Source organism: Halobacterium sp. R2-5 (assembly GCF_011734195.1).
Taxonomy (GTDB): Archaea; Halobacteriota; Halobacteria; order Halobacteriales; family Halobacteriaceae; genus Halobacterium.
Genome location: NZ_JAANTH010000001.1, coordinates 209967 through 228545 on the forward strand (window position 1 = coordinate 209967; position 18579 = coordinate 228545).

The 18579-nt window shown below is 70.0% G+C and carries 23 protein-coding genes and 1 tRNA gene; 13 read left to right on the forward strand and 11 right to left on the reverse strand.

Features of this window, described 5'->3' with window-relative positions:
- Nucleotides 1-46: 46 nt before the first annotated feature.
- On the forward strand, nucleotides 47-985 hold the full coding sequence (locus G9C83_RS01175; RefSeq protein WP_167244300.1) for a hypothetical protein: 939 nt from the start codon (nucleotides 47-49) through the stop codon (nucleotides 983-985).
- On the opposite strand, the gene G9C83_RS01180 is transcribed toward G9C83_RS01175, so the two are convergent.
- Nucleotides 977-1555, reverse strand: coding sequence for an NUDIX domain-containing protein (locus tag G9C83_RS01180; protein WP_167244301.1), 579 nt, complete (start codon nucleotides 1553-1555; stop codon nucleotides 977-979). The two genes, G9C83_RS01175 and G9C83_RS01180, sit on opposite strands and share 9 nt — an antisense overlap.
- A gap of 79 nt (nucleotides 1556-1634) precedes the next feature.
- Between G9C83_RS01180 and G9C83_RS01185 the strand changes: the two genes are divergently transcribed.
- Genes G9C83_RS01185 through G9C83_RS01195 form a run of 3 tightly spaced genes read left to right on the forward strand, consistent with a single transcriptional unit; the run spans nucleotide 1635 to nucleotide 3769 of the window.
- On the forward strand, nucleotides 1635-2213 hold the full coding sequence (locus tag G9C83_RS01185) for a magnesium transporter (protein WP_167244302.1): 579 nt from the start codon (nucleotides 1635-1637) through the stop codon (nucleotides 2211-2213).
- The gene (locus G9C83_RS01190) at nucleotides 2214-2771 is read left to right on the forward strand and encodes a magnesium transporter (RefSeq protein WP_167244303.1); all 558 of its coding nucleotides are present in this window, start codon (nucleotides 2214-2216) and stop codon (nucleotides 2769-2771) included.
- Between the two features lie 44 nt (nucleotides 2772-2815).
- Nucleotides 2816-3769 carry a hypothetical protein gene (locus tag G9C83_RS01195; protein WP_167244304.1) on the forward strand — a complete coding sequence of 318 codons (954 nt, stop codon included), beginning with the start codon at nucleotides 2816-2818 and terminating at the stop codon, nucleotides 3767-3769.
- Here the strand turns inward: G9C83_RS01195 and G9C83_RS01200 are convergent, their stop codons facing one another.
- Together G9C83_RS01200 and G9C83_RS01205 are read right to left on the reverse strand one after the other, a co-directional pair.
- Nucleotides 3770-4201, reverse strand: a complete 432-nt coding sequence (locus G9C83_RS01200; RefSeq protein ID WP_167244305.1) for an RNA-binding domain-containing protein — start codon at nucleotides 4199-4201, stop codon at nucleotides 3770-3772.
- Nucleotides 4198-4773: an AAA family ATPase gene (locus G9C83_RS01205; RefSeq protein ID WP_167244306.1), complete on the reverse strand. Its 576-nt coding sequence runs from the start codon at nucleotides 4771-4773 to the stop codon at nucleotides 4198-4200. Before G9C83_RS01205 ends, G9C83_RS01200 begins: the two co-directional genes overlap by 4 nt.
- 98 nt (nucleotides 4774-4871) lie before the next feature.
- Here G9C83_RS01205 and G9C83_RS01210 point away from each other — a divergent pair.
- Nucleotides 4872-4946 (forward strand) — tRNA-Arg (locus G9C83_RS01210).
- A gap of 330 nt (nucleotides 4947-5276) precedes the next feature.
- Here the strand turns inward: G9C83_RS01210 and G9C83_RS01215 are convergent.
- Both G9C83_RS01215 and G9C83_RS01220 read right to left on the reverse strand, forming a co-directional pair.
- Nucleotides 5277-5426, reverse strand: coding sequence for a hypothetical protein (locus G9C83_RS01215; RefSeq protein WP_157500748.1), 150 nt, complete (start codon nucleotides 5424-5426; stop codon nucleotides 5277-5279).
- Between the two features lie 280 nt (nucleotides 5427-5706).
- Nucleotides 5707-6816 (reverse strand): aminopeptidase, encoded by a 1110-nt coding sequence (locus G9C83_RS01220; protein ID WP_167244307.1) that lies wholly within the window; start codon nucleotides 6814-6816, stop codon nucleotides 5707-5709.
- A gap of 98 nt (nucleotides 6817-6914) precedes the next feature.
- On the opposite strand from G9C83_RS01220, the gene G9C83_RS01225 reads away from it, so the two are divergent.
- The gene (locus G9C83_RS01225; RefSeq protein WP_167244308.1) at nucleotides 6915-7931 is read left to right on the forward strand and encodes a low specificity L-threonine aldolase; all 1017 of its coding nucleotides are present in this window, start codon (nucleotides 6915-6917) and stop codon (nucleotides 7929-7931) included.
- On the opposite strand, the gene G9C83_RS01230 is transcribed toward G9C83_RS01225, so the two are convergent.
- On the reverse strand, nucleotides 7928-8065 hold the full coding sequence (locus tag G9C83_RS01230; RefSeq protein WP_167244309.1) for a hypothetical protein: 138 nt from the start codon (nucleotides 8063-8065) through the stop codon (nucleotides 7928-7930). The genes G9C83_RS01225 and G9C83_RS01230 overlap by 4 nt on opposite strands.
- A gap of 143 nt (nucleotides 8066-8208) precedes the next feature.
- On the opposite strand from G9C83_RS01230, the gene G9C83_RS01235 reads away from it, so the two are divergent.
- On the forward strand, nucleotides 8209-8841 hold the full coding sequence (locus tag G9C83_RS01235; RefSeq protein WP_167244310.1) for a helix-turn-helix domain-containing protein: 633 nt from the start codon (nucleotides 8209-8211) through the stop codon (nucleotides 8839-8841).
- A 120-nt stretch (nucleotides 8842-8961) separates the two neighbouring features.
- Here G9C83_RS01235 and G9C83_RS01240 read toward each other — a convergent pair whose 3' ends face one another.
- Nucleotides 8962-9474, reverse strand: a complete 513-nt coding sequence (locus G9C83_RS01240; RefSeq protein ID WP_167244311.1) for a metallophosphoesterase — start codon at nucleotides 9472-9474, stop codon at nucleotides 8962-8964.
- A 32-nt stretch (nucleotides 9475-9506) separates the two neighbouring features.
- Nucleotides 9507-9893: a hypothetical protein gene (locus G9C83_RS01245; RefSeq protein WP_167244312.1), complete on the reverse strand. Its 387-nt coding sequence runs from the start codon at nucleotides 9891-9893 to the stop codon at nucleotides 9507-9509.
- Nucleotides 9894-9950: 57 nt separating this feature from the next.
- On the opposite strand from G9C83_RS01245, the gene G9C83_RS01250 reads away from it, so the two are divergent.
- Together G9C83_RS01250 and dpsA are read left to right on the forward strand one after the other, a co-directional pair.
- The gene (locus tag G9C83_RS01250; protein WP_167244313.1) at nucleotides 9951-10898 is read left to right on the forward strand and encodes a cation diffusion facilitator family transporter; all 948 of its coding nucleotides are present in this window, start codon (nucleotides 9951-9953) and stop codon (nucleotides 10896-10898) included.
- Between the two features lie 95 nt (nucleotides 10899-10993).
- On the forward strand, nucleotides 10994-11545 hold the full coding sequence (gene dpsA, locus G9C83_RS01255) for a DNA starvation/stationary phase protection protein DpsA (protein WP_167244314.1): 552 nt from the start codon (nucleotides 10994-10996) through the stop codon (nucleotides 11543-11545).
- 36 nt (nucleotides 11546-11581) lie between these two features.
- Here the strand turns inward: dpsA and G9C83_RS01260 are convergent, their stop codons facing one another.
- Nucleotides 11582-11734, reverse strand: a complete 153-nt coding sequence (locus tag G9C83_RS01260) for a hypothetical protein (protein WP_167244315.1) — start codon at nucleotides 11732-11734, stop codon at nucleotides 11582-11584.
- A gap of 173 nt (nucleotides 11735-11907) precedes the next feature.
- Here G9C83_RS01260 and G9C83_RS01265 point away from each other — a divergent pair, with 173 nt between their 5' ends.
- Nucleotides 11908-14088: an ATP-dependent DNA helicase gene (locus G9C83_RS01265; protein ID WP_167245661.1), complete on the forward strand. Its 2181-nt coding sequence runs from the start codon at nucleotides 11908-11910 to the stop codon at nucleotides 14086-14088.
- 313 nt (nucleotides 14089-14401) lie between these two features.
- On the opposite strand, the gene G9C83_RS01270 is transcribed toward G9C83_RS01265, so the two are convergent.
- Both G9C83_RS01270 and G9C83_RS01275 read right to left on the reverse strand, forming a co-directional pair.
- Entirely contained in the window at nucleotides 14402-14929 is a 528-nt protein-coding gene (locus G9C83_RS01270; RefSeq protein WP_167244316.1) for a 2'-5' RNA ligase family protein, read from the reverse strand.
- A gap of 37 nt (nucleotides 14930-14966) precedes the next feature.
- The gene (locus G9C83_RS01275; RefSeq protein WP_167244317.1) at nucleotides 14967-15161 is read right to left on the reverse strand and encodes a hypothetical protein; all 195 of its coding nucleotides are present in this window, start codon (nucleotides 15159-15161) and stop codon (nucleotides 14967-14969) included.
- A 293-nt stretch (nucleotides 15162-15454) separates the two neighbouring features.
- On the opposite strand from G9C83_RS01275, the gene G9C83_RS01280 reads away from it, so the two are divergent.
- From G9C83_RS01280 to lysW, 3 genes are all read left to right on the forward strand, one after another.
- Entirely contained in the window at nucleotides 15455-16687 is a 1233-nt protein-coding gene (locus G9C83_RS01280; RefSeq protein WP_167244318.1) for an argininosuccinate synthase, read from the forward strand.
- Nucleotides 16684-18186, forward strand: coding sequence for an argininosuccinate lyase (gene argH, locus G9C83_RS01285; protein ID WP_167244319.1), 1503 nt, complete (start codon nucleotides 16684-16686; stop codon nucleotides 18184-18186). The genes G9C83_RS01280 and argH overlap by 4 nt, the downstream gene beginning before the upstream one ends.
- Nucleotides 18187-18413: 227 nt before the next feature.
- Nucleotides 18414-18578, forward strand: a complete 165-nt coding sequence (gene lysW / locus G9C83_RS01290; protein ID WP_167244320.1) for a lysine biosynthesis protein LysW — start codon at nucleotides 18414-18416, stop codon at nucleotides 18576-18578.
- Nucleotide 18579: the final 1 nt, after the last annotated feature.

The window sequence follows — 18579 nt, forward strand, 5'->3', positions numbered from 1 at the left end:
GGGCCGACCAGTACTGTTTTGACGCTGGCCGCGGACGTCGGCGTGAATGACCGCCATAGGGCCGGCAGCGCGGCGCGCTCGGGTGCGGCGAGTGACGCGCGTGCCGGCCGACGAGGTGCCGGACGCGTACCCGCTGGACGCGGCTGCGAGCCATGCGCTCGAACTCGTCGTCGAACGCGAGCGCGGCGACGGCGAGCCGCGGACCGACGGCGCGGGCGAGCCGGTCCGCGTCTACGAGGCGTGGCCGAGCGGCGGCCACGCGGGCAGCCGGTTGGCGCGGCTCCTGGACGCCGTCGGCGAGCCCTCGGGGAACCCGGGCGCGCTCGACGGCGAGCGCGTCGTCCTCGAACCGGTCGAGGGCGCCCATCGCGTGGACGTGGACGCGACGCGCGCGCTCCACCAGCGGGCCGCGCCGGCGAGCGTGGACACGCACTCGCTGGCGGAAGTAGCGATCGCCGCGGGCGCGCTCGCGGGCCTGCTCGCGTTCTCACTCGTGGGAGTGTCGGGGCGTGCGGCCGTCGCACTCGCGGCGCTCGCGGCGGTCGTGCTGCCGCTCTCGCTGGGCTACGACGCGTGGCGGACCCGGGACGCGACGTGGACGCCGCGCCCGCTCCCGTGGGCCACCGCCGGCGTCGTCCCCGCCCTGAACGTGGCCGTCGCAGCCGCGTACCTCGTCCGGAAGTCGGTCGCCATCGACGACCCCGAGGTCGCCGAGGACGTCTGGCGGGACCTGCTCGCGGGCGCGGTCGTCGCGTTCGCGGCGGGGCTCGTGCTCGCGGCGTTCGACCCGACGTTCCCCGTCGGTGCGACCGTTTTCGCTCACGCGTGGGCGCTCGCCCCCGTCGCCGTCTACCTCGACGGCCGGTCGTCGCGCCACGGCGACAGCCCGCCGAACCGCGCGCCGTGGGTCGCGGCCGCGGCCGTCCTCGGCGGCGCCGGCGGGCTCGTCTACCTCCTGCGGACGGACGGCATCGAGCTACAGTAACGGGAGAATCCGCTCGCGGTCGCGGAAGTTCTCGGGAAGGCCCGCGGCGTCGAACCACCGCACGTCCTCGATTTCGGGCTCTCCGGAGGAGACGCGGACGAGCGGCGCCGCACGGCGGCCGCCGACGCGCCGGCCCGTGAACACGACCAGCGGGACGTGGACGCGCTCGGGCCCGCCGTAGTCGACGGCGAAGTCCCGCGCGTACAGCACGCCCGTCACTTCCGCCTCGATGTTCGTCTCCTCGCGGGTCTCCCGGACGGCCGTCTCCGCGAGCGACTCGCCGGGGTCCTGCGCGCCGCCGGGGTTCGTCCAGCCGTCCCGGTAGCCCTGCCGGACGCCGAGCACGCGGCCGTCCTCGACGACCACGAGCCCGCCGACGCCCGGCAGCCGGTCGAGTTGCTCGTCGACGGATGACGGGAACGGGTCCTCGGTGGCGTGTGGCGGCGGGTCGACGGGCTGCGGGTCGAGCATCGGGGCGTCTCCGTCGGCGTGCTCGGCGACCGCTTCCTCGCGGAGCCGTCCGGTGCGCTCGCGGAGCCACTCGGCGACCGCCTCGGGGTCCTCGGTCACGGCCGGGAGTTCGCGCGCGTTCCGCAAAAAGCCACGCCCGCCGGCGGGTTTTTTCCCACGCGACTGCGTGCAGTCCGGCATGACCATCCGCGCGGTCGCCGGGGACGCCTACCGGGAGGCGTTCGGCATCCTCGTCCTGTCGGCCGCCGCGAGCGTCTTCTCCGGGGTCGTGCTCGGCGGGATGGAGCGCGAGCTCACCGTCGTCCCCGGCCTGCTCACCATCGTCCCCGCGCTGCTGGCGACCCGCGGGAGCGTCTACGGCTCGCTCGGCGCGCGGCTCGCGACCGGGCTCCACCAGGGGCTCGTCGACCCCGAGCTCGGCGTGCCGAGCCGACGCGTGCGCTCGGCGGTCGTCGCGGCGATGCTGAACGGCGTCGTCATCTCCGCTATCGCCGCCGTCGCCGGCTACGGCATCCGGTACGCGCTCGACCTCGCGGTCGCGCCGCTGGCCGCGCTCGTCGTCGTCGCGCTCGTCGCGGGCGTGCTCTCCGGCGCGGGGCTGACGCTCGTCGTCATCGTCACGGTGTTCGTCGGCTACCGCCGCGGCCTCAACCCGGACGCGCTCGCCGGCCCCGTCGTCACCACGACCGGCGACGTCATCGGCATCGCGACGATGCTCGCCGGCGCGCGCCTCGCTATCGCCGCCGGGGTGGTGTGAGTGCCCGAGGAGTGGTCCGTCCGCGGCATCGTCGCGGCGACGTTCCCGCTGCTCGTCGCGCTCACTGTCGCCGAACTCTGGGGCGGCCTCGTCCTCGACGGCGGCCGCGCGGTGCTCACCCGGTACCCGACGCTGCTGACGCTCGTTCCCGGCATCATCGCCGTCGCCGGCAACCTCGGGAGCGTGCTCGCCAGCCGGCTCTCCACGGCGTTCCACCTCGGCACGCTCGCCTTCGACCCGGAGAACGACGCGCTCGCGGGCAACGCCGCCGCGACGCTCGCGCTCGCCGCGACGCTGTTCCCCGCGGTCGGCGCGGCCGCGTGGGTCGCGCGGTACGCGCTCGGCGACGTCTCGCTCGCGCTCGCGACCGTCGTCTTCATCGCGGCCGCCTCCGGTCTGTTGCTCGCCGTCGTCGCCGTCGCCGTCGCGACCACCGCGACGTACGCCGCGTTCCAGCTCCAACTCGACCCCGACGACGTCGTCGTCCCCGTCGTCACCACGACCTGCGACGTGCTCGGCGTCGTCGTCTTCCTGCTGATCGTCGGCGCCACCGTCTGACCGAGACCGACACCGGTAATCCGCCCGCGTCCGAAGGGGCGGGCGTGCAACTCGCGGCGCTGCTCGCGGACGTGCTCCCCCGCGTAGCGGCGGTGTCGGTCGCCATCGCCGTGGGGCTGACGCTCGCGAACCTCGCGGTCGCGTTCGGCGCAGTGCGGTACGTCGCGCGCTTCGCGAAACCGCTCACCGGGCCCGCGAACCTCCCGGACGAGGTCGGCACCGCCATCCTCGCGACCACCGCGTCCCCGACCGCCGGCTACGGGATGCTCAAGGAGTACCGGGACGCCGGCGTGCTCGACGACCGCGCGACGCTCGTCGCCGTCACTATCAACACGTTCTTCGGGTTCGTCCAGCACATCTTCACGTTCTACGCGCCCGTCCTCGTCCCGATTCTCGGGCTGAAAGTCGGGCTCACGTACGTCGGCGCGCGGGCGGGCGTCAGCCTCGCCATCACGCTCGCCGGCGTGCTCGCGGGCGCGCTCCTGCTCACGGAGCGCAACGTCGCGCCTGCCACCGACGCGGACGTCGACCTCCCCGGCGACGACGACCAGACCCGCGGCGAGGCGATTCGGGACGCGCTCGCGAAGACGAAGGACAAACTGTTCGGCATCGTGCCGCGGCTCGCCGTCGTCTACACCGCGGTCGTCTACCTCACGACCGCCTACGACGTCACCGAGTACACGTCGGCCGCGGCGCCGCTCACCGAGCTAATCGGGCTCCCCTCGGCGAGCGTGCCAGCCATCGCGACGTTCGCCGTCGACACCACCACCGGTGCCATCTTCATCGCGCCCCAGATTCCCGGGACGTTCACCGTCCGCGAGGCCGTCGCGACGATGCTCGTCGGCGGCATCGTCTCGTTCGCCGTCTCCACGTTCAAGCGGTCGATTCCCTTCCAGTACGGCATCTGGGGCGCGCGCTTCGGGTCGAAGGTCATCGCCGTCAACGTCGCCGCGAAAGTCGTCTTCATCGCGGTCGCGATCGCCGTCCTGCTCGCGTAGCTACTCGTCGGCTTCGACGGGCTCGCCGCCCTCCGTCTTGGGCGCGAGATACGAGATGAAGGATTCGACGTCCGGCTCCCGGACCGTCACCTCGACGTGGAGGTCGCCGAGTTCGTCCGGGCTCCCCACGGAGAAGTTCACCTTCCCGACGTACGCCGCCTGCTTCTTCAGGTCGAAGCTGAACCCCTCCTCGGTGCTGTTCCGGAGGAACTCCTTGCGCGCGGTGTCGAGGATGCGCTGCTCGAACAGCTGTTCGCGGAACTGCTCGACGTCGTGCGTCTCCCCGACCACTCGGTCCCCGTGTGTCTCGACGTCGGCAGAGGGGAACAGCTCGGTAATCGTCTCGGCGACGCGGTCGGTGACCTCCGTCGGCTCGACGGGCGCGGAGAGTTGTACGTCCACGCTGTAGAGGACGCTCTGCTCGTCGCTCACGACTCCTCCACCCCCGCTTGCGCCGGCTCGTCGTCCGCCTCGGTGAGCAGGTCCTCCACGCGCTCGTGGAACTCCTCGAGCGTGCCGGTGTTCTCGATGCGGACATCGGCGGCCTCGACGGCCTCGTCCATCCCGAACCCGCGCTCGCGCTCCTCGCGTTCCGCGAGCGACTCGCCGTCGGCGTCCCCGGGCCGGTCCCGGCTCTCGATGCGCTCGCGGCGCGTCTCGTACGGCGCGTACACCTCCACGAGCGTGAACGCGTCGCCGAACGCCGCCCGGAACTGCTCGACCTCCACGCCGGAGCGGATGCCGTCGACGAGCACCACGTCGCTGTCCTCCAGGTGGTCGCGGATAATCGGCAGCGAACGCTCCGCGATGGCGCCCGGGCCGTTCTCCTCGCGGAGCTTCTGCGCGATGCGCCCGTGGTGTTCCGCCGGGTCGAGGCCGCGGTCCCGGCACTTCTGCCGGATGACGTCCCCCATGATGACCACGGGAACGCCGAGGTCCTCCGCGACCGTGGCAGCCTCGCTCTTCCCGCTGCCCGGCATCCCCACGGTACCGATGACTCTCATTGCCGGGCCGTAGACGCCGCCCGTACCTGTGTGCTTCGACTCTTCGCGAGCACCGAACCCGTCGGTTTTTACTCGCAGTGCCACTACGTCCGGAGTGAGGGCACGTAGCTCAGTTCGGACAGAGCGTTCGGCTTCTAACCGAAATGCCGGGGGTTCGAATCCCCTCGTGCCCGTGCAGGGAGGAGCGAAGCGACGACCGAACCCGCACAGGGGTTCGAACCCTGGAAGTCGCAACCGCGAGCGGTCCGTCTTCCACCGGTTCGAATCCCCTCGTGCCCGTGTACCTTTTTACTGCGGGGGGTGCGCCGCAGGCGCACCCCCGCTTGCAAAAAGCTACGCTAAAAACTCCCCACTCGCTCACTGCGTTCGCTCGTGGTGAAACGCGCGACGGAGCCGCGCGTATGCTCGTCAGCCAGAATTCTCTCCCGAGAAGTACGAACGACTAGCGGTCACTGACGCCAGCGTCGTGGTCGTGCCCGCGGGTCACGCCGAACGGCCGGGAGTCACATCAGCTGAGCGACTTCCTCGAAGTCCGCGCGGCAGAACGGGCAGCGGTAGCTCGTCTCGAATCCCGTGGTCTGGGCGACTGTTCGCGTTTCGAGTTCGTGCATCGCGATGTCGCGACCACAGTCGGGGCAGTCGAGCTTTGGCACGAGTCACGCTTACACACCGCACTGACTTAAAACGACGGTTGGTAAATGATAGCATTCCAGTACGGGAGACGGCCGCTTCGCCCCGAAAGCGCCAGTTCCGTCCGCCGCACTCGAACGGAAAACCAAACAAACGTCTTGTGGCAGCGCTCGTCCCGGCGCGCTCACTCGGTTCATCCGAAAAATCTACGCTAAGATCACAATCAATCGCCACAGTTCGGTCCCCACGCTCACCCCCTTCGCCGTTCGTCGTTGCCGAGCGCCTCACTCGTTCCGACACTCGCTACTCTTCGAAGCCGTCTTCGAACCGGAAGGTTCCGTTCCGCTGGACGATTTCGCCGTCGACCTCGATGTACGAGTCCTCGCTCATGTCGACGATCATGTCGACGTGCTTCGCGGAGTCGTTCTGCTCGACGTCCTCGCCGACCGTGTCCGGGTACGCGCGGCCGAGCGCCATGTGGACGGTGTCGCCCATCTTCTCGTCGAACAGCATGTTGTACGTGAACCGGTCGATGTCGCGGTTCATCCCGATACCCAGTTCGCCGAGCCGTCGCGCGCCGTCGTCCGTGTTCAGGATGCCCTCCAGAACGTCCTCGTTCTGGTCGGCAGCGAAGTCCACGACCTCGCCGTCCTCGAACTGCAGCCACGCGCCCTGAATCTCGCGGGCCTGGTGGTAGACCGGCTTGTCGAAGAGGACTTCGCCCTCCACGCTGTCCGGAACGGGCGCGGTGAACACCTCGCCCGCGGGGAGGTTGTTCGTCCCGCAGTCGTTCAGTGTCGTCATCTCCGCCACGCTCATCGTGACGTCCGTCGTGTCCCCGGAGACGATGCGGACCTCGTCGGCGGGGTCGAGGATCTCGACCATCTGCTCCTGGTGGGCCTCGACCTCGTCCCAGTCTTTGAGCATCGCGTCGTAGACGAAATCCTCGTAGGCCGCCGTGGACATCTCCGCGAGCTGGGCGTCCGCGGGCGCCGGGTAGTGCGTGAGACACCACTTCGTGTCGAGGCGGGCGTTCAGCACGTCGCGGTAAGCAGCGGCGAACGCGGAGCCGACCTCCGTGCTGACGTCGCTCTGCTCGCTGACGTTCTCGTGGGGGCGGCCGACGACGGCGGCGTCCGTGTGCTCGAACAGCTTCAGGAGGTGCTCGGGCTCGGAGATGTCGTCGGCGTCGACCTCGCGGAGGTACGCGCGCGCGGCGCGGTCCGTGCCGATGCCGCGGTCCCCGCGGGAGAGCATCACGGGGTTGGCGCCCACCTTCCCGATCTCCTCGTAGAGCGCGACGGCGAGGTCCTCCGCGACCGGCGGCAGGCTCACCACGACGTTCTCGTCGGGCTGCAGGTCGATAGCGCGGTCGACGATGATTTCGGCGTGGCGGTGAATGCGGGAGTCCATACCGAACGTTTGGCGCGAACGCGTGGAAGGACTTTTCGAATCGAAAACTTGGGTCGCTAGACAACTCACTTTTGCCGCTGGGCGGCCGAGCAGTCACCGTGAAAGACCTGCGCAGCGACACGGTGACGAGACCGAGCGAGGAGATGCGGGCGGCCGCGGCGGACGCCGAGGTCGGCGACGACGTCTACGGCGAGGACCCCACAGTGAACGAACTGGAGCGCCGCGCCGCCGACGCGGTCGGCAAGGAGGCCGCGATGTACGTGCCGACGGGAACGATGGGCAACCAGATCGCCGCACGGGTCCACACCGACCGCGGGCAGGAGGCGCTCGTCGAGCGCGAGAGCCACGTCTACAAGTACGAGCTCGGCGGGTTCGCTCAGCACTCCCAGCTCCAGGTACGGACGTACGACGGCGGTGCGAACGGCGCGCCGACCCCCGAGCAGGTACGGGACGGGTTCGTCGCGGAGGACCTCCACCGCGCGGGCACGGGACTGCTCTGCCTGGAGAACACGCACAACGTCAAGGGCGGCATCCCGGTGCCGGCCGACGACGTCGCGGCCGCGGTTGAGGCCGCCCGCGACCTCGGGGTCCCCGTCCACGTCGACGGGGCGCGCGTGTTCAACGCGGCGACCGCGCTCGACGTCGACGCCGCAGAGTTGCTCGCGCCCGTCGACTCCGCGATGTTCTGCCTCTCGAAGGGGCTGGGCGCACCCGTCGGGTCGATGCTCGCGGGCAGCGAGGAGTTCGTCGAAGAGGCGCGCCGCGTCCGCAAGCTCATGGGCGGCGGGATGCGGCAGGCGGGTATCATCGCGGCGCCCGGGTTGGAGGCGCTGGAGAGCCGCGACCGCCTGCACGTCGACCACGAGCGCGCGAAGCGGCTGGCGGCTGGATTAGACGACCTACCCGGGCTCTCGGTGCCGGAGCCGGAGACGAACATCGTGCTCGTGGACACGACTGAGTCGGGCCTGACGGCGGAAGCGCTGCTGGAGCGCTGCGAGGACGAGGGCGTCCGCGGGTCGGCGTTCGGCGAGTACACCGTGCGCTTGTGTACACACCTCGACGTGGACGACGCAGACGTCACCGAGGCAGTCGAGGCCGTCGGGCGCGCGCTCTAGCCGTTGCCGCCCTTCCCGCTCTGGAATCCCTCCTTGAAGCCCGCGAGCGTCCGGCGGACGAACATGAACAGGAAGAACACGAACAACAGGAAGGCGGCGGCGAGGACGTAGAACGCGGGGCCGAGTTCCACCATACCACGGGGTTCGGGCCGCGGGCATTAGTCGTTTCCCCCGCGAGCGTGGGCCGGAGGGAGAGCGGGGCGAACGACCGAGACCACGGACACGGCGAGCGCCGGAGTCAGGAAAACTGATTGCACTCCAACGTGAATCGGGGAGCATGTCCGGCCTGCTGCCCTCCCGCTCGGAGGCCGAGGCGCCCGACGGCGAGCCCCGCGTCGTCGGCGTCGCCTCCGAGGACGCCGACCGCCTGCTGTCGGCGCTGTCCTCGGGGACCGCCCGGGACCTGTACGCCGCCATCCACGACACCCCGGCGACGCCGTCCGAGCTCGCCGAGGAGTGCGACACTTCCCTGCAGAACGCCCAGTACCACCTGGAGAAGCTGGAGGACGCCGAGCTCATCGACGAGTGCGACACGCGCTACTCCGCGAAGGGGCGCGAGATGAGCGTGTACGCGCCCTCGGACGCGCCCGTGGTGCTGTTCGCGGGCGACGAGGAGGAGAGCAAGTCGGTGCGCTCGGCGCTCGCGAACCTGCTCGGCGCAGTGGGCGTGCTCGGCGTCGCGAGCCTGCTCGTCCAGCGGTTCGTCGGCACCGGCCTGCAGGCGCCGGGGGCAGAGACGGGGAGCAGCGGCGTGGAGACGACCAGCGAGCTCTCGGGGCTGGTCGCGGAGAGCGAGCAGGCGACGGGGTCGGCCGTCGACGCCGCCGCGTCGCTGCCCGCGGGCGTGCTGTTCTTCCTCGGCGGCCTGCTCGCGCTCGCGCTCGTCGCCGGCGCGTGGTACGCCCGGTAGTGGCTAAAATCGCGGTTTGAGTCTGCGTCGGCTACTTGATACCTCCCGTGGTAGAAGGTGGTACAGGCTCCCCTCGGCCTGGTAACGGCGGGCGCGCCCCCTCGCCCGTCCCCGCTGATTCTACCGGCCCTCCACCCGGAACTCCCGCAGCACGTCCCCGCTGCGGTCTCGAATCTCGCCGCGAACGCCGCCGTCCTCGGGGTGGAGTTCGGCGTGCGCCGCGGGGTTGCCCCGCGGGTCGGCGTGGCTGCCCGGATTCAGCAGCGTGACGTCCTCCGTCTCGGTCACGGACGGCTGGTGGGTGTGCCCGGAGACGACGAGGTCGGCGCCGCGCTCCCGGCCGAAGAACGCCAGCCCCGTCGTCCCGCCGCGCTGGCGGTGCGTCACCGCGACTGTCAAGCCCGCCGCGTCGAGCGTGCGGGCCTCGGGGAGGCGGTCGGAGACGGCTGGCTCGTCGGCGTTCCCGTGGACCGCGAACAGCTGCTCGCTCGCGTCGTAGAACGCCTCTAGCGCTGACTCGGTCGTGAAGTCGCCGGCGTGCACGACGGTGTCGGCCTCGCGGACGGCGTCCAGCGCGCGCCCCCGCAAGTCGTGGCCGTCCGTGCTGTGGGTGTCGGACAGAACGGCGATCATGGCCGGGCGTACCGGCCGCGCGGCCGTGACTGTTACGAGACGGCTCGGGCGACGAGGTAGAGTGCGAGCGCGGCCGCGGTCGCGAGCGCGAGCGCCTGCACCGGGAGCACGATGGCGCGCTTGCGGTCGGCGCGCTGGCCGGCTTCGGGCGCAGTGTGGCGGTTCCCGCCGTCGTCGCTGACGTCGTAGACGCCCGCCATCGCGAAGCCGACGCAGAAGCCCGCGCGGGCCTGCAGCACGCCGAGGAAGCCGACGAACAGCGGCGCGACGGTCGCGAGCAGCCACACCGGGGGTGTCTGGAGGGTGGCGACCGCCGCGACGAGGAGCGCGGTGGCGGCGAACCCGATGACGCCGGTGAGGTAGCGTCTGCGTCGCTCCGCGTGACCGATGTTGCACGCGCCGGGTTGGTACTCTGGCACATCCGCGTCTTGGGTCCGGGCCAATACCTATGTGTCGGCGGACTGAATCACGACGAAATGGCCGGAAGCAAGTCGGTTGTGCTCGCTGCGCTGTTCGCGAACGGCGCGATTGCCGTGCTGAAGTTCCTCGCGTTTCTCGTCACCGGGAGCCCGGCGATGCTCTCGGAGGTGTACCACTCCATCTCGGACACCGGCAACCAGGTGTTCCTGCTCATCGGCATCCGGTACGGCGCGCGGGACGCGACGCGCTCGCACCCGTTCGGGTACGGGAAGGCGCAGTTCTTCTACTCCTTCCTCGTGAGCGTGATGCTGTTCGGCATCGCGGGCTGGGAGTCCGCCTCACACGGCTACGAGGCGCTCACCGGCCACGGGCGCGTGCTCGGCCGCCAGGCGAACCTGCTCGGCTACGAGTTCCCGGGCGTGTGGGCGAGCTACGCGGTGCTGCTCGGCGGCATCGGCTTCGAGACGTACGCGTTCGTGAAGGCCTACCAGGAGATGCAGCGACAGATTTCTCGCCACGGCTGGAGCGGGCTCCGTGAGGCGTTCCGCCGCACCAGCGACACGACGACGCTGACCGCGCTCACGGAGGACACGGTGGCGCTGCTCGGCCTCGGGCTGGCGCTGGTGGGCATCTTCCTCACCGAGCAGACCGGGAACCACGTCTACGACGCGGGAGCGGCGCTGCTCATCGGTATCCTGCTGATGGCGTTCGCGGTGGCGCTGGCGTGGGAGAACAAGCGCCTGCTGCTCGGGGAGAGCCTGCCGAAGGCCGACGAGAACGAGCTCGAGCGCATCATCGAGGACCACGCGGACGTCGACGAGATCGTGGGGTTCCGGACGGTGTACTTCGGGCCGAACGACGTGCTGCTGACCGCTGACGTGGCGTTCGTCGAGGGGCTCGCAACCACCGAGATCGAGGCCGCGATCCGGGACGTCGAGACCGCCTTGGAGGAGGCGAATCCGGCGCTGTCGAAGGTGTACGTCGAGCCCGCGAACGGCGACTGAGAAACGACAATCGGTAACTCTGCTTTCGCATCTACAAAATATATTTTCTGACCTGGTAAACCTTTAAGTGGGTGGGCGGTGTACGTAGAAATACAATGAGCACTCAGAAGCACGTGCTACAGCACGCCGGCGACGTGGAAGGCTCCGACGGACTCCGCATCGGCGAGGAGAAGGCCGAACAGATCATCGACGCGCTGAACACCGACCTGGCGGCGACGTACGTCCTCTACCACCAGATCAAGAAGCACCACTGGAACGTCGAGGGCGCGGAGTTCCGCGACCTCCACCTCTTCCTCGACGAGGCCGCCGAGCACGCCGAGGACTTCGCGGACATCCTCGCGGAGCGCGTGCAGGCCCTCGGCGGCGTCCCGCACGCCAGCCCCGTCACGCTCCAGGAGGCGTCGCCGGTGGAGCCCGAGGACGAGGACGTCTACGACATCCGGACGTCCCTCGAACACGACCTCGAGATGTACGGCGACATCATCGAGACGCTGCGCGAGCACGTCGAACTCGCGGGGAACCTCGGCGACCACGCGACCGCCGAAATCCTCCGCGAGAACCTCGTGCAGGTCGAGGAAGACGCTCACCACGTCGAGCACTACCTCGAGGACGACACGCTGGTCACGCCGGACGCGATCGAGAAGTAGCGCTCCGGTAGCTGCCGTCTCAGTTCTTGCTGCGAGTCAGCGTTCGACGTCGACGGTGTAGTCCGTGGAGAGCCAGCCGTCGGGGTTGTCCGATTCGGTGAACACCGTGCGGTTTGGCGAGGACTGGAACGCCGCGACGCCCTCGCCGACGGTCGATGCGTCGTCCTCGCGGTCCTGCGAGACTGCCATTACTACCCCGTAGGGACCCACCCACGAATATACGTTTTGGTGTGCCTAAACCGTGCGGGGCCGGGCGGCGGAGCCCCGCTACCGCCGCGACCACTTCCGCTGGGAGCCGGACGTTTATACGCCGTCGCGCCGAAAGCCGCCCCAACGTGGCCGCGAGCAACTCCCCGGAGTACATGCAGTTCTTCCCGAAGCCGTCGCCGTACGACAACCAGCGGGAGGCGATGGACGGCATCCGCGACGCCCTCGACGGCGGCCGGGACGTCCTCTTCGAGGGCGCCTGCGGCACCGGGAAGACCCTCGCCGCGCTCGCGCCGGCGCTCTCGCACGCCCGCGAGACGAACAAGACGGTCGTCATCACGACGAACGTCCACCAGCAGATGCGCCAGTTCGTCCGCGAGGCCCGCGAGATTCACGACGCCGCCCCGCTGCGCGCGGTCGTCTTCAAGGGGAAGGGGTCGATGTGCCACATCGACGTCGACTACGAGGAGTGCCAGGTGCTCCGCGACAACACCCACGAGGTCGTGGACGCCGAGCGCGACAAGCGCCAGCTCGAGGAGCGCCAGCAGGCCTTGCTGGAGGAGAGCCAGGACGGCGACAGCGAGGCCGCGGAAGCCCGCGAAGCGGTCTTGGAGGAGCTCGACTCCGTCGAAGACGAACTCGAGGACCTCCGGGAGGGCAACGTCTGCGAGCGCTACTACGAGAACCTCGTCGGGGACAACGACGAGTTCTACGAGTGGCTCTACGACGGCGTCCGCACCCCCGAGGACATCTACGACTACGCCGAAGAGCAGGGGCTCTGCGGGTACGAGCTCCTGAAGGACGGCATCGAGGGCGTCGACCTCGCGGTCTGCAACTACCACCACCTGCTCGACCCCGGGATCCGAGCGCAGTTCTTCCGCTGGCTGGGCCGCGACCCCGAGGACGTGGTGGTGGTGTTCGACGAGGCGCACAACGTCGAGGACGCCGCGCGCGACCACGCCGCGGAGACGCTCACGGAGAACAGCCTCGACAGCGCGCTCTCCGAGCTGGAGGAAGTCACCGACGACCGCGGTGCCGCCGCCGAGCGCGTGCTGTCGGCGTTCCGGGACGCGCTCGTGGAGACGTACGAAGACGCGTTCGGCCCGGGCGGCGACCAGTCGCTCGCGCGCTCGGAAGTCGACGGGAACTGGACGGACGTCCCCGTCGCGAACGAGGACCGCCGCGATGACCTGACGCTGGCGTTCCTCCAGCAGTACACGGGTCCCGGCATCAAGGAAGACGTCGACGACGCGCTCGCGCTCGGCGAGTACCTCGACGACGAGTACGACGAGGCCTACCGGAACGGCGAGACGACCACCCGCCGGGAGTGTTTCGTGCTGCAGGCGGCCGAATTCGTGGAGACGTACGTCGAGGACGGCGGCGAGCTCGGCCAGTACCCGACTGCGGCGGTACGCCGCGACGAGGGCACCGACGACGTCTACGGCCGCGCGGAGCTGTACACGTGCATCCCGCGGGACGTCACGACGGACCTCTTCGACGCGGTGCACGCGAGCGTCCTGATGAGCGCGACGCTCCGGCCGTTCGACGTCACCGCCGACGTGCTCGGGCTCGACGACCCCGAGACGATGGCGTTCGGCCTCCAGTTCCCCGAGGAGCGCCGCCGGACGTTCGCGGTGGACACGGAGCCGCTGTTCTCCTCGAACCGCGACGACCCCGACACCCAGCGCGAGGTCGCGGGCGCGCTCCGCGACGCCGTCGAGTTCACGCCCGGGAACTGCCTGTTCTTCTTCCCGAGCTACGCGGAAGCCGAACGCTACCACGATTTACTGGGAGACGTGAGCGCCGCGCGCTACCTCGACGAACCCGGCACGAGCGCCGAGGAGCTCCGCCAGACGTTCACCGACGACCGCAACGGCGTCCTGTTCACGTCGCTGTGGGGGACGCTCGCGGAGGGCGTGAGCTTCGACGGCGACGACGCCCGCACCGTCGCGGTCGTCGGCGTCCCCTACCCCCACCTCGACGCGCGCGCCGAAGCCGTCCAGGACGCCTACGGCCGCGTGTTCGGCGACCGCGAGGACCGCCGCAACGAGGACGCCGGCTGGCGGTACGCCGTCGAGATTCCCACCGTTCGGAAGACCCGGCAGGCGATGGGCCGCGTGATTCGCTCCCCCGACGACTTCGGCGTGCGCATGCTCGTCGACCGCCGGTACACCAAGGAGAGCCGCACCGCGATGCGGAAGTACAGCGTGAACCCGACGTTCCCGCCGGAGGAGCGCCGCGAACTCGTCGACATCGACCCCGAGAAGCTCCGCGTGTCGATGCTGAACTTCTACACCGACCTCGACGCCTACGACGGCCAGCCACCTCGCCCATAGCCTCCGTAGCGGGAGATAGCGCCCTCAGCAAGTCCAACAACACCTCGAAAGCCCCCGCGCCGTCGACTCCCGGGACTCGCTGCGCGCGCTCGCTGCTCACGGGTCGCTTCGCTCCCCGTTCGCGCAAACCGAGGCACTTCGCGCCTCGCTCCGCTCGCGTGCTTGCGTCGTCCGGGTTCGCCGACGGCACGGCCCCTTTCAGTCCCACCCGTAGCGGTTTGTCAGCCGGTAGCGGGCGGACCGAAAGGGGCACAGCCTCGGGGATCTCGAGGCGTCGAACTCGGGGACGGAACCGACAGCAGAATCGGCTGACTCAAGCGGGAAGGGAGAGCGTGTCGACGCGTTCGCCGTACTCGGCGTCGTAGAGGTAGAGTTCGTCGATGGTCCACGTGACGGGGCCGACGTCGCGGCCGACGACGTTCTCGACGGCGCGGCGGCCGCGGAAGCCGTCGGCGTCCCGCGCGAGCGTGACGTGGGGGTCGTAGTCGTCGCCGCCCTCCATGACGGGGACGGGGTCGAACACCTGACAGAGGCGCTGGTGGATGCCGTGGAGGCCGGGGCTCTCGACGGCGAGATAGACGACCGGGCTGGAGCCGTTCGGCGGGTTCTCGAAGGACTGGACTTCGGAGACGCGCGCCTCGACGACGGGCGCGCCGTCGAGGGCGTCTTTCGCGGTCTGCCACGCGGTGCGGAGCTGTTTGCGGTCGTCGGCGGGGACGCGCTTGACGAGCAGCGTCTGCTCGTGGCGCTCGCGGATGCGGTCGAACCCCGTCAGCGCCGGGCGGAGGTCGGCGGCGACCTCGTTGAGTTCGGCCGGCACCGGAGCGTTCACGCTGTACACGCGCCCTAGTCGGGAGTCGAGCGGGAAAGCGCTGACGTTAGATCTTGTCGAGCAGCCACAGCACGACCAACACGACGATGACGGCGCCGATGAGCGGTGGCGCGAGCCCGAGGAGGCCGCCGAGCACGCCGATGACGGCCTCCAGGATTTCGAGGGCGATCCAGACGACGACGAGCACGAGCACGATCTTGAGCAGGTCCTCGACGTCGAGGCTACCGCGCGGGGAGGTCATGTGCGGTGGTTAGCAAACCACCGGGAAAAGCGTTCAGGCTCGCGTGTGGTGTGGTAGCGTGGATTCAGGAACGCTTATGCCGCCGGAGCCAATTCTGGGAAGTAATGACGCAGCCGCCGGTTCACGCCCGCCGCTCGCCCTCGGTGAGCCGCGGGGCCGCCGGCTGTCCGGCGTCCTCCCGTCGCGTGCCGCGACGACCGGGGTCCTTCTGACCCCACTACAGCTACATCCCTCGTTCTCGGTCTCGTATCGACGCTCGAACGTCGCGGCACACACTACACACGGAACACACAATGACGGAAGGAACGGTCGCGCTCGCCTTCTCGGGCGGGCTCGACACGACGGTCTGCGTACCGCTGCTGAAAGAGGAGTACGGCTACGACGACGTCATCGGCGTCACGGTCGACGTCGGTCAGCCCGACGCCGAGTTCGCGGAGGCCCGCGAGACGGCCGACGCGCTCGGCGTCGAGCACTACGTCGTGGACGCGAAGGCGGAGTTCGCCGACCTCTGCTTCGACGCGGTGCAGGCGAACGCCACCTACCAGGGCTACCCGCTGGGCACCGCGCTCGCGCGCCCGGTCATCGCAGAGGCGATTCTCGGAGTCGCCGAAGAGCACGACTGCGCGGCGCTCGCGCACGGCTGCACCGGGAAGGGCAACGACCAGCTGCGTTTCGAGGCCGTCTGGCGCGCCAGCGACCTCGAGGTCATCGCGCCGGTCCGCGAACTCGGCCTCACGCGCGAGTGGGAGATCGACTACGCCGCCGAGAAGGGGCTGCCGGTGGAGGCGGGCAACGACGGCGAGTGGAGCATCGACACGAACCTCTGGAGCCGCTCGGTCGAGGGCGGCCAGCTCGAGGACCCCGGCTACGAGCCGCCGGCGGACATCTACGACTGGACGGACGCTCCGGGCGACGAGACGGAGACCATCGACATCTCCTTCGAGAGCGGCGTCCCGGTCGCGGTGAACGGGAACGAGATGGAGCCGGTGCCGCTCATCGAGTACCTGAACGACCTCGCCGGGAGCTACGGCGTCGGCCGCACGGACATGATGGAGGACCGCATGCTCGGCCTGAAGGTCCGCGAGAACTACGAGCACCCGGCGGCGACGACGCTGCTGACCGCTCACGAGGCGCTCGAACAGCTCGTGTTCACGAAGGACGAGCGCGAGTTCAGCCAGCAGATCAGCCAGCAGTGGTCCGAGAAGGCCTACGAGGGCCTCGTCGACCACCCGCTGATGGACGCGCTGAACGGCTTCCTCGCGGAGACCCAGCAGAAGGTCACCGGCACGGTCACCGTGAAGTTCGAGGGCGGGCAGGCCCGCCCGGTCGCCCGCGACAGCGAGTACGCGGTGTACTCCGCTGACGCCGCGAGCTTCGACACGGAGACGGTCAACGGCATCGAGCAGGGCGACGCGACGGGCGTGGCGAAGTACCACGGCTTCCAGTCGCGTCTCGCGAACGCGAGCAAGCCCGAAATCGCGCCGGACGGCGGCGCCGCGGGGTCGACGGACGGGGACGAGGAATGAGCGGGGAGGGCGACGGCACGGTGGTGCGCCGCGACCGCTTCAGCGGCGGCCCCGCGCGGTCGTTCCTCTCCTCGATGGACGCCGACGACCGCATCTTCGCGGCGGACCTCGCGGTCGACCGCGCGCACGTCGTGATGCTCGCCGAGCAGGGCATCGTCGACGACGGCGAGGCGGCGGCGATTCTGGGCGCGCTCGACGACGTCGAGGACGCCGGCTTCGACGCATTGCCGGACGGCGAGGACGTCCACGAGGCCATCGAGACGGCGGTCGTCGAGCGCGTCGGCCCGGTCGGCGGGAAGATGCACACGGCGCGCTCGCGCAACGACGAGGTCGCGACCTGCATCCGCTGTCGCCTGCGCGAGGACCTGCTGGAAGCGCTCGACGCGGTGCTCGCGCTCCGCGGCGCACTCGCGGACGTCGCCGACGCGGAGGCAGAGACGGTGATGCCGGGGTACACGCACCTCCAGCCCGCCCAACCGACGACGGTCGCGCACTGGGCGCTCTCCTACGAGGGGACGCTCGCCCGCGACACCGGCCGGCTGCTGGACGCGTTCGACCGCGCGAACCAGTCACCGCTGGGCGGCGCGGCGTTCGCGGGTACCACGTTCGACGTGGACCGCGAGCGCACCGCCGACCTCCTGGGCTTCGACGGCGTCGTGACGAACGCCACGGACGCGGCCGCGAGCCGCGACTTCCTGCTGGAGGCGGTGGCGGCGCTGTCCTCGGTCGCGGTGACGTGCTCGGGGCTCGCGGAGGACGTCGTGCTGTTCGCGAACCGCGGGTTCGTGGAGCTGAGCGACGACTACTCGTCGACGTCCTCGATCATGCCACAGAAGAAGAACCCGGACACGCTGGAGCTGGTTCGCGCGACCGCGGGCGACGCGGTGGGCGCGTACACGAGCCTCGCGACGACGCTGAAGGGGCTGCCGCGGGCGTACAACCGCGACCTGCAGCGCGCGACGCCGCACGCGTGGGGCGCCGCCGACGACATGACCGACGCGGTCGAGGTGGCCGCGGGCGCCGTCGCGACCGCGGAGTGGCCCGCCGAAGAACTGGAAGCCGCGGCCGGCGAGGGGTTCTCGACGGCGACCGGCGTCGCGGACGCGCTCGCGGCGGCGGGGATGCCGTTCCGTACGGCACACGAGATAGTCGCGCTCGCTTCAGAGCAGAGCGAGACGCAACGCGCCTCGGAACACGCGAGCGGCGATAGCCGCGAGCAGGGCGCGGACCTCGACGCGGTGGACGCGGCGGCCCGCGAGGTGACCGGGAAGCCGCTGTCGGAGCTCGCCGACGCGGAGGTCGTGGCGGCGGCACTGGACCCCGCGACGAACGTCGCGCAGCGCGACTCGACGGGCGGCCCCGCGCCCGCGGCGGTGCGGGAAGCGCTCGCGGACGTGCGCGAGGAGATCACACTGGACGAGGAGACGGTCGAGAACCGCGAGTCGGCGCTGTCGGCGGCCGCCGACGACCTGGCCGCGGAGGTGGCGACGTATGAGTGACGCGGTGGCCGCGAGCAGCGAGCGCCACGCCGCGCCCGCAGCGGCCGCGCCGCGACGACCGCGACCGCCCCGACAGGGGCGAATAAACACTTCACTTACTATGGGTTCGGTTACGGTTGTTCTCCTCTCCTCGGCGTTTTCGCGCCGTTAGTCGTTTCTTCAGTTCGTTTTATTTGTTTGACAGGTTCGGTTAGCTTAAGTGTGTGTAGTGAGAAGGGGGAGTTGCTATGAGCACGTGTCCCGAGTGCGGGTCGGAGCTGACCCTGCACGACGACCTGGAGGTCGGCGAGATCGTCGACTGTGGTACCTGCGGAACCGAGCTGGAAGTCATCGAAACCGACCCCGCGGTCCTCGACAAAGCCCCAGAGCTCTCCGAGGACTGGGGGGAGTAAG

Bases quoted from the DNA above. Each gene is read 5' to 3' on its own strand.
- G9C83_RS01265 (WP_167245661.1), top strand. From the start codon at position 11,908: ATGCAGTTCTTCCCGAAGCCGTCGCCGTACGACAACCAGCGGGAGGCG.
- G9C83_RS01240 (WP_167244311.1), bottom strand. From the start codon at position 9,474: ATGATCGCCGTTCTGTCCGACACCCACAGCACGGACGGCCACGACTTG.
- G9C83_RS01185 (WP_167244302.1), top strand. From the start codon at position 1,635: ATGACCATCCGCGCGGTCGCCGGGGACGCCTACCGGGAGGCGTTCGGC.
- G9C83_RS01280 (WP_167244318.1), top strand. From the start codon at position 15,455: ATGACGGAAGGAACGGTCGCGCTCGCCTTCTCGGGCGGGCTCGACACG.
- argH (WP_167244319.1), top strand. From the start codon at position 16,684: ATGAGCGGGGAGGGCGACGGCACGGTGGTGCGCCGCGACCGCTTCAGC.
- G9C83_RS01175 (WP_167244300.1), top strand. From the start codon at position 47: ATGACCGCCATAGGGCCGGCAGCGCGGCGCGCTCGGGTGCGGCGAGTG.
- lysW (WP_167244320.1), top strand. From the start codon at position 18,414: ATGAGCACGTGTCCCGAGTGCGGGTCGGAGCTGACCCTGCACGACGAC.
- G9C83_RS01235 (WP_167244310.1), top strand. From the start codon at position 8,209: ATGTCCGGCCTGCTGCCCTCCCGCTCGGAGGCCGAGGCGCCCGACGGC.
- G9C83_RS01260 (WP_167244315.1), bottom strand. From the start codon at position 11,734: ATGGCAGTCTCGCAGGACCGCGAGGACGACGCATCGACCGTCGGCGAG.
- G9C83_RS01230 (WP_167244309.1), bottom strand. From the start codon at position 8,065: ATGGTGGAACTCGGCCCCGCGTTCTACGTCCTCGCCGCCGCCTTCCTG.
- G9C83_RS01205 (WP_167244306.1), bottom strand. From the start codon at position 4,773: ATGAGAGTCATCGGTACCGTGGGGATGCCGGGCAGCGGGAAGAGCGAG.
- G9C83_RS01275 (WP_167244317.1), bottom strand. From the start codon at position 15,161: ATGACCTCCCCGCGCGGTAGCCTCGACGTCGAGGACCTGCTCAAGATC.
- G9C83_RS01220 (WP_167244307.1), bottom strand. From the start codon at position 6,816: ATGGACTCCCGCATTCACCGCCACGCCGAAATCATCGTCGACCGCGCT.
- G9C83_RS01250 (WP_167244313.1), top strand. From the start codon at position 9,951: ATGGCCGGAAGCAAGTCGGTTGTGCTCGCTGCGCTGTTCGCGAACGGC.
- dpsA (WP_167244314.1), top strand. From the start codon at position 10,994: ATGAGCACTCAGAAGCACGTGCTACAGCACGCCGGCGACGTGGAAGGC.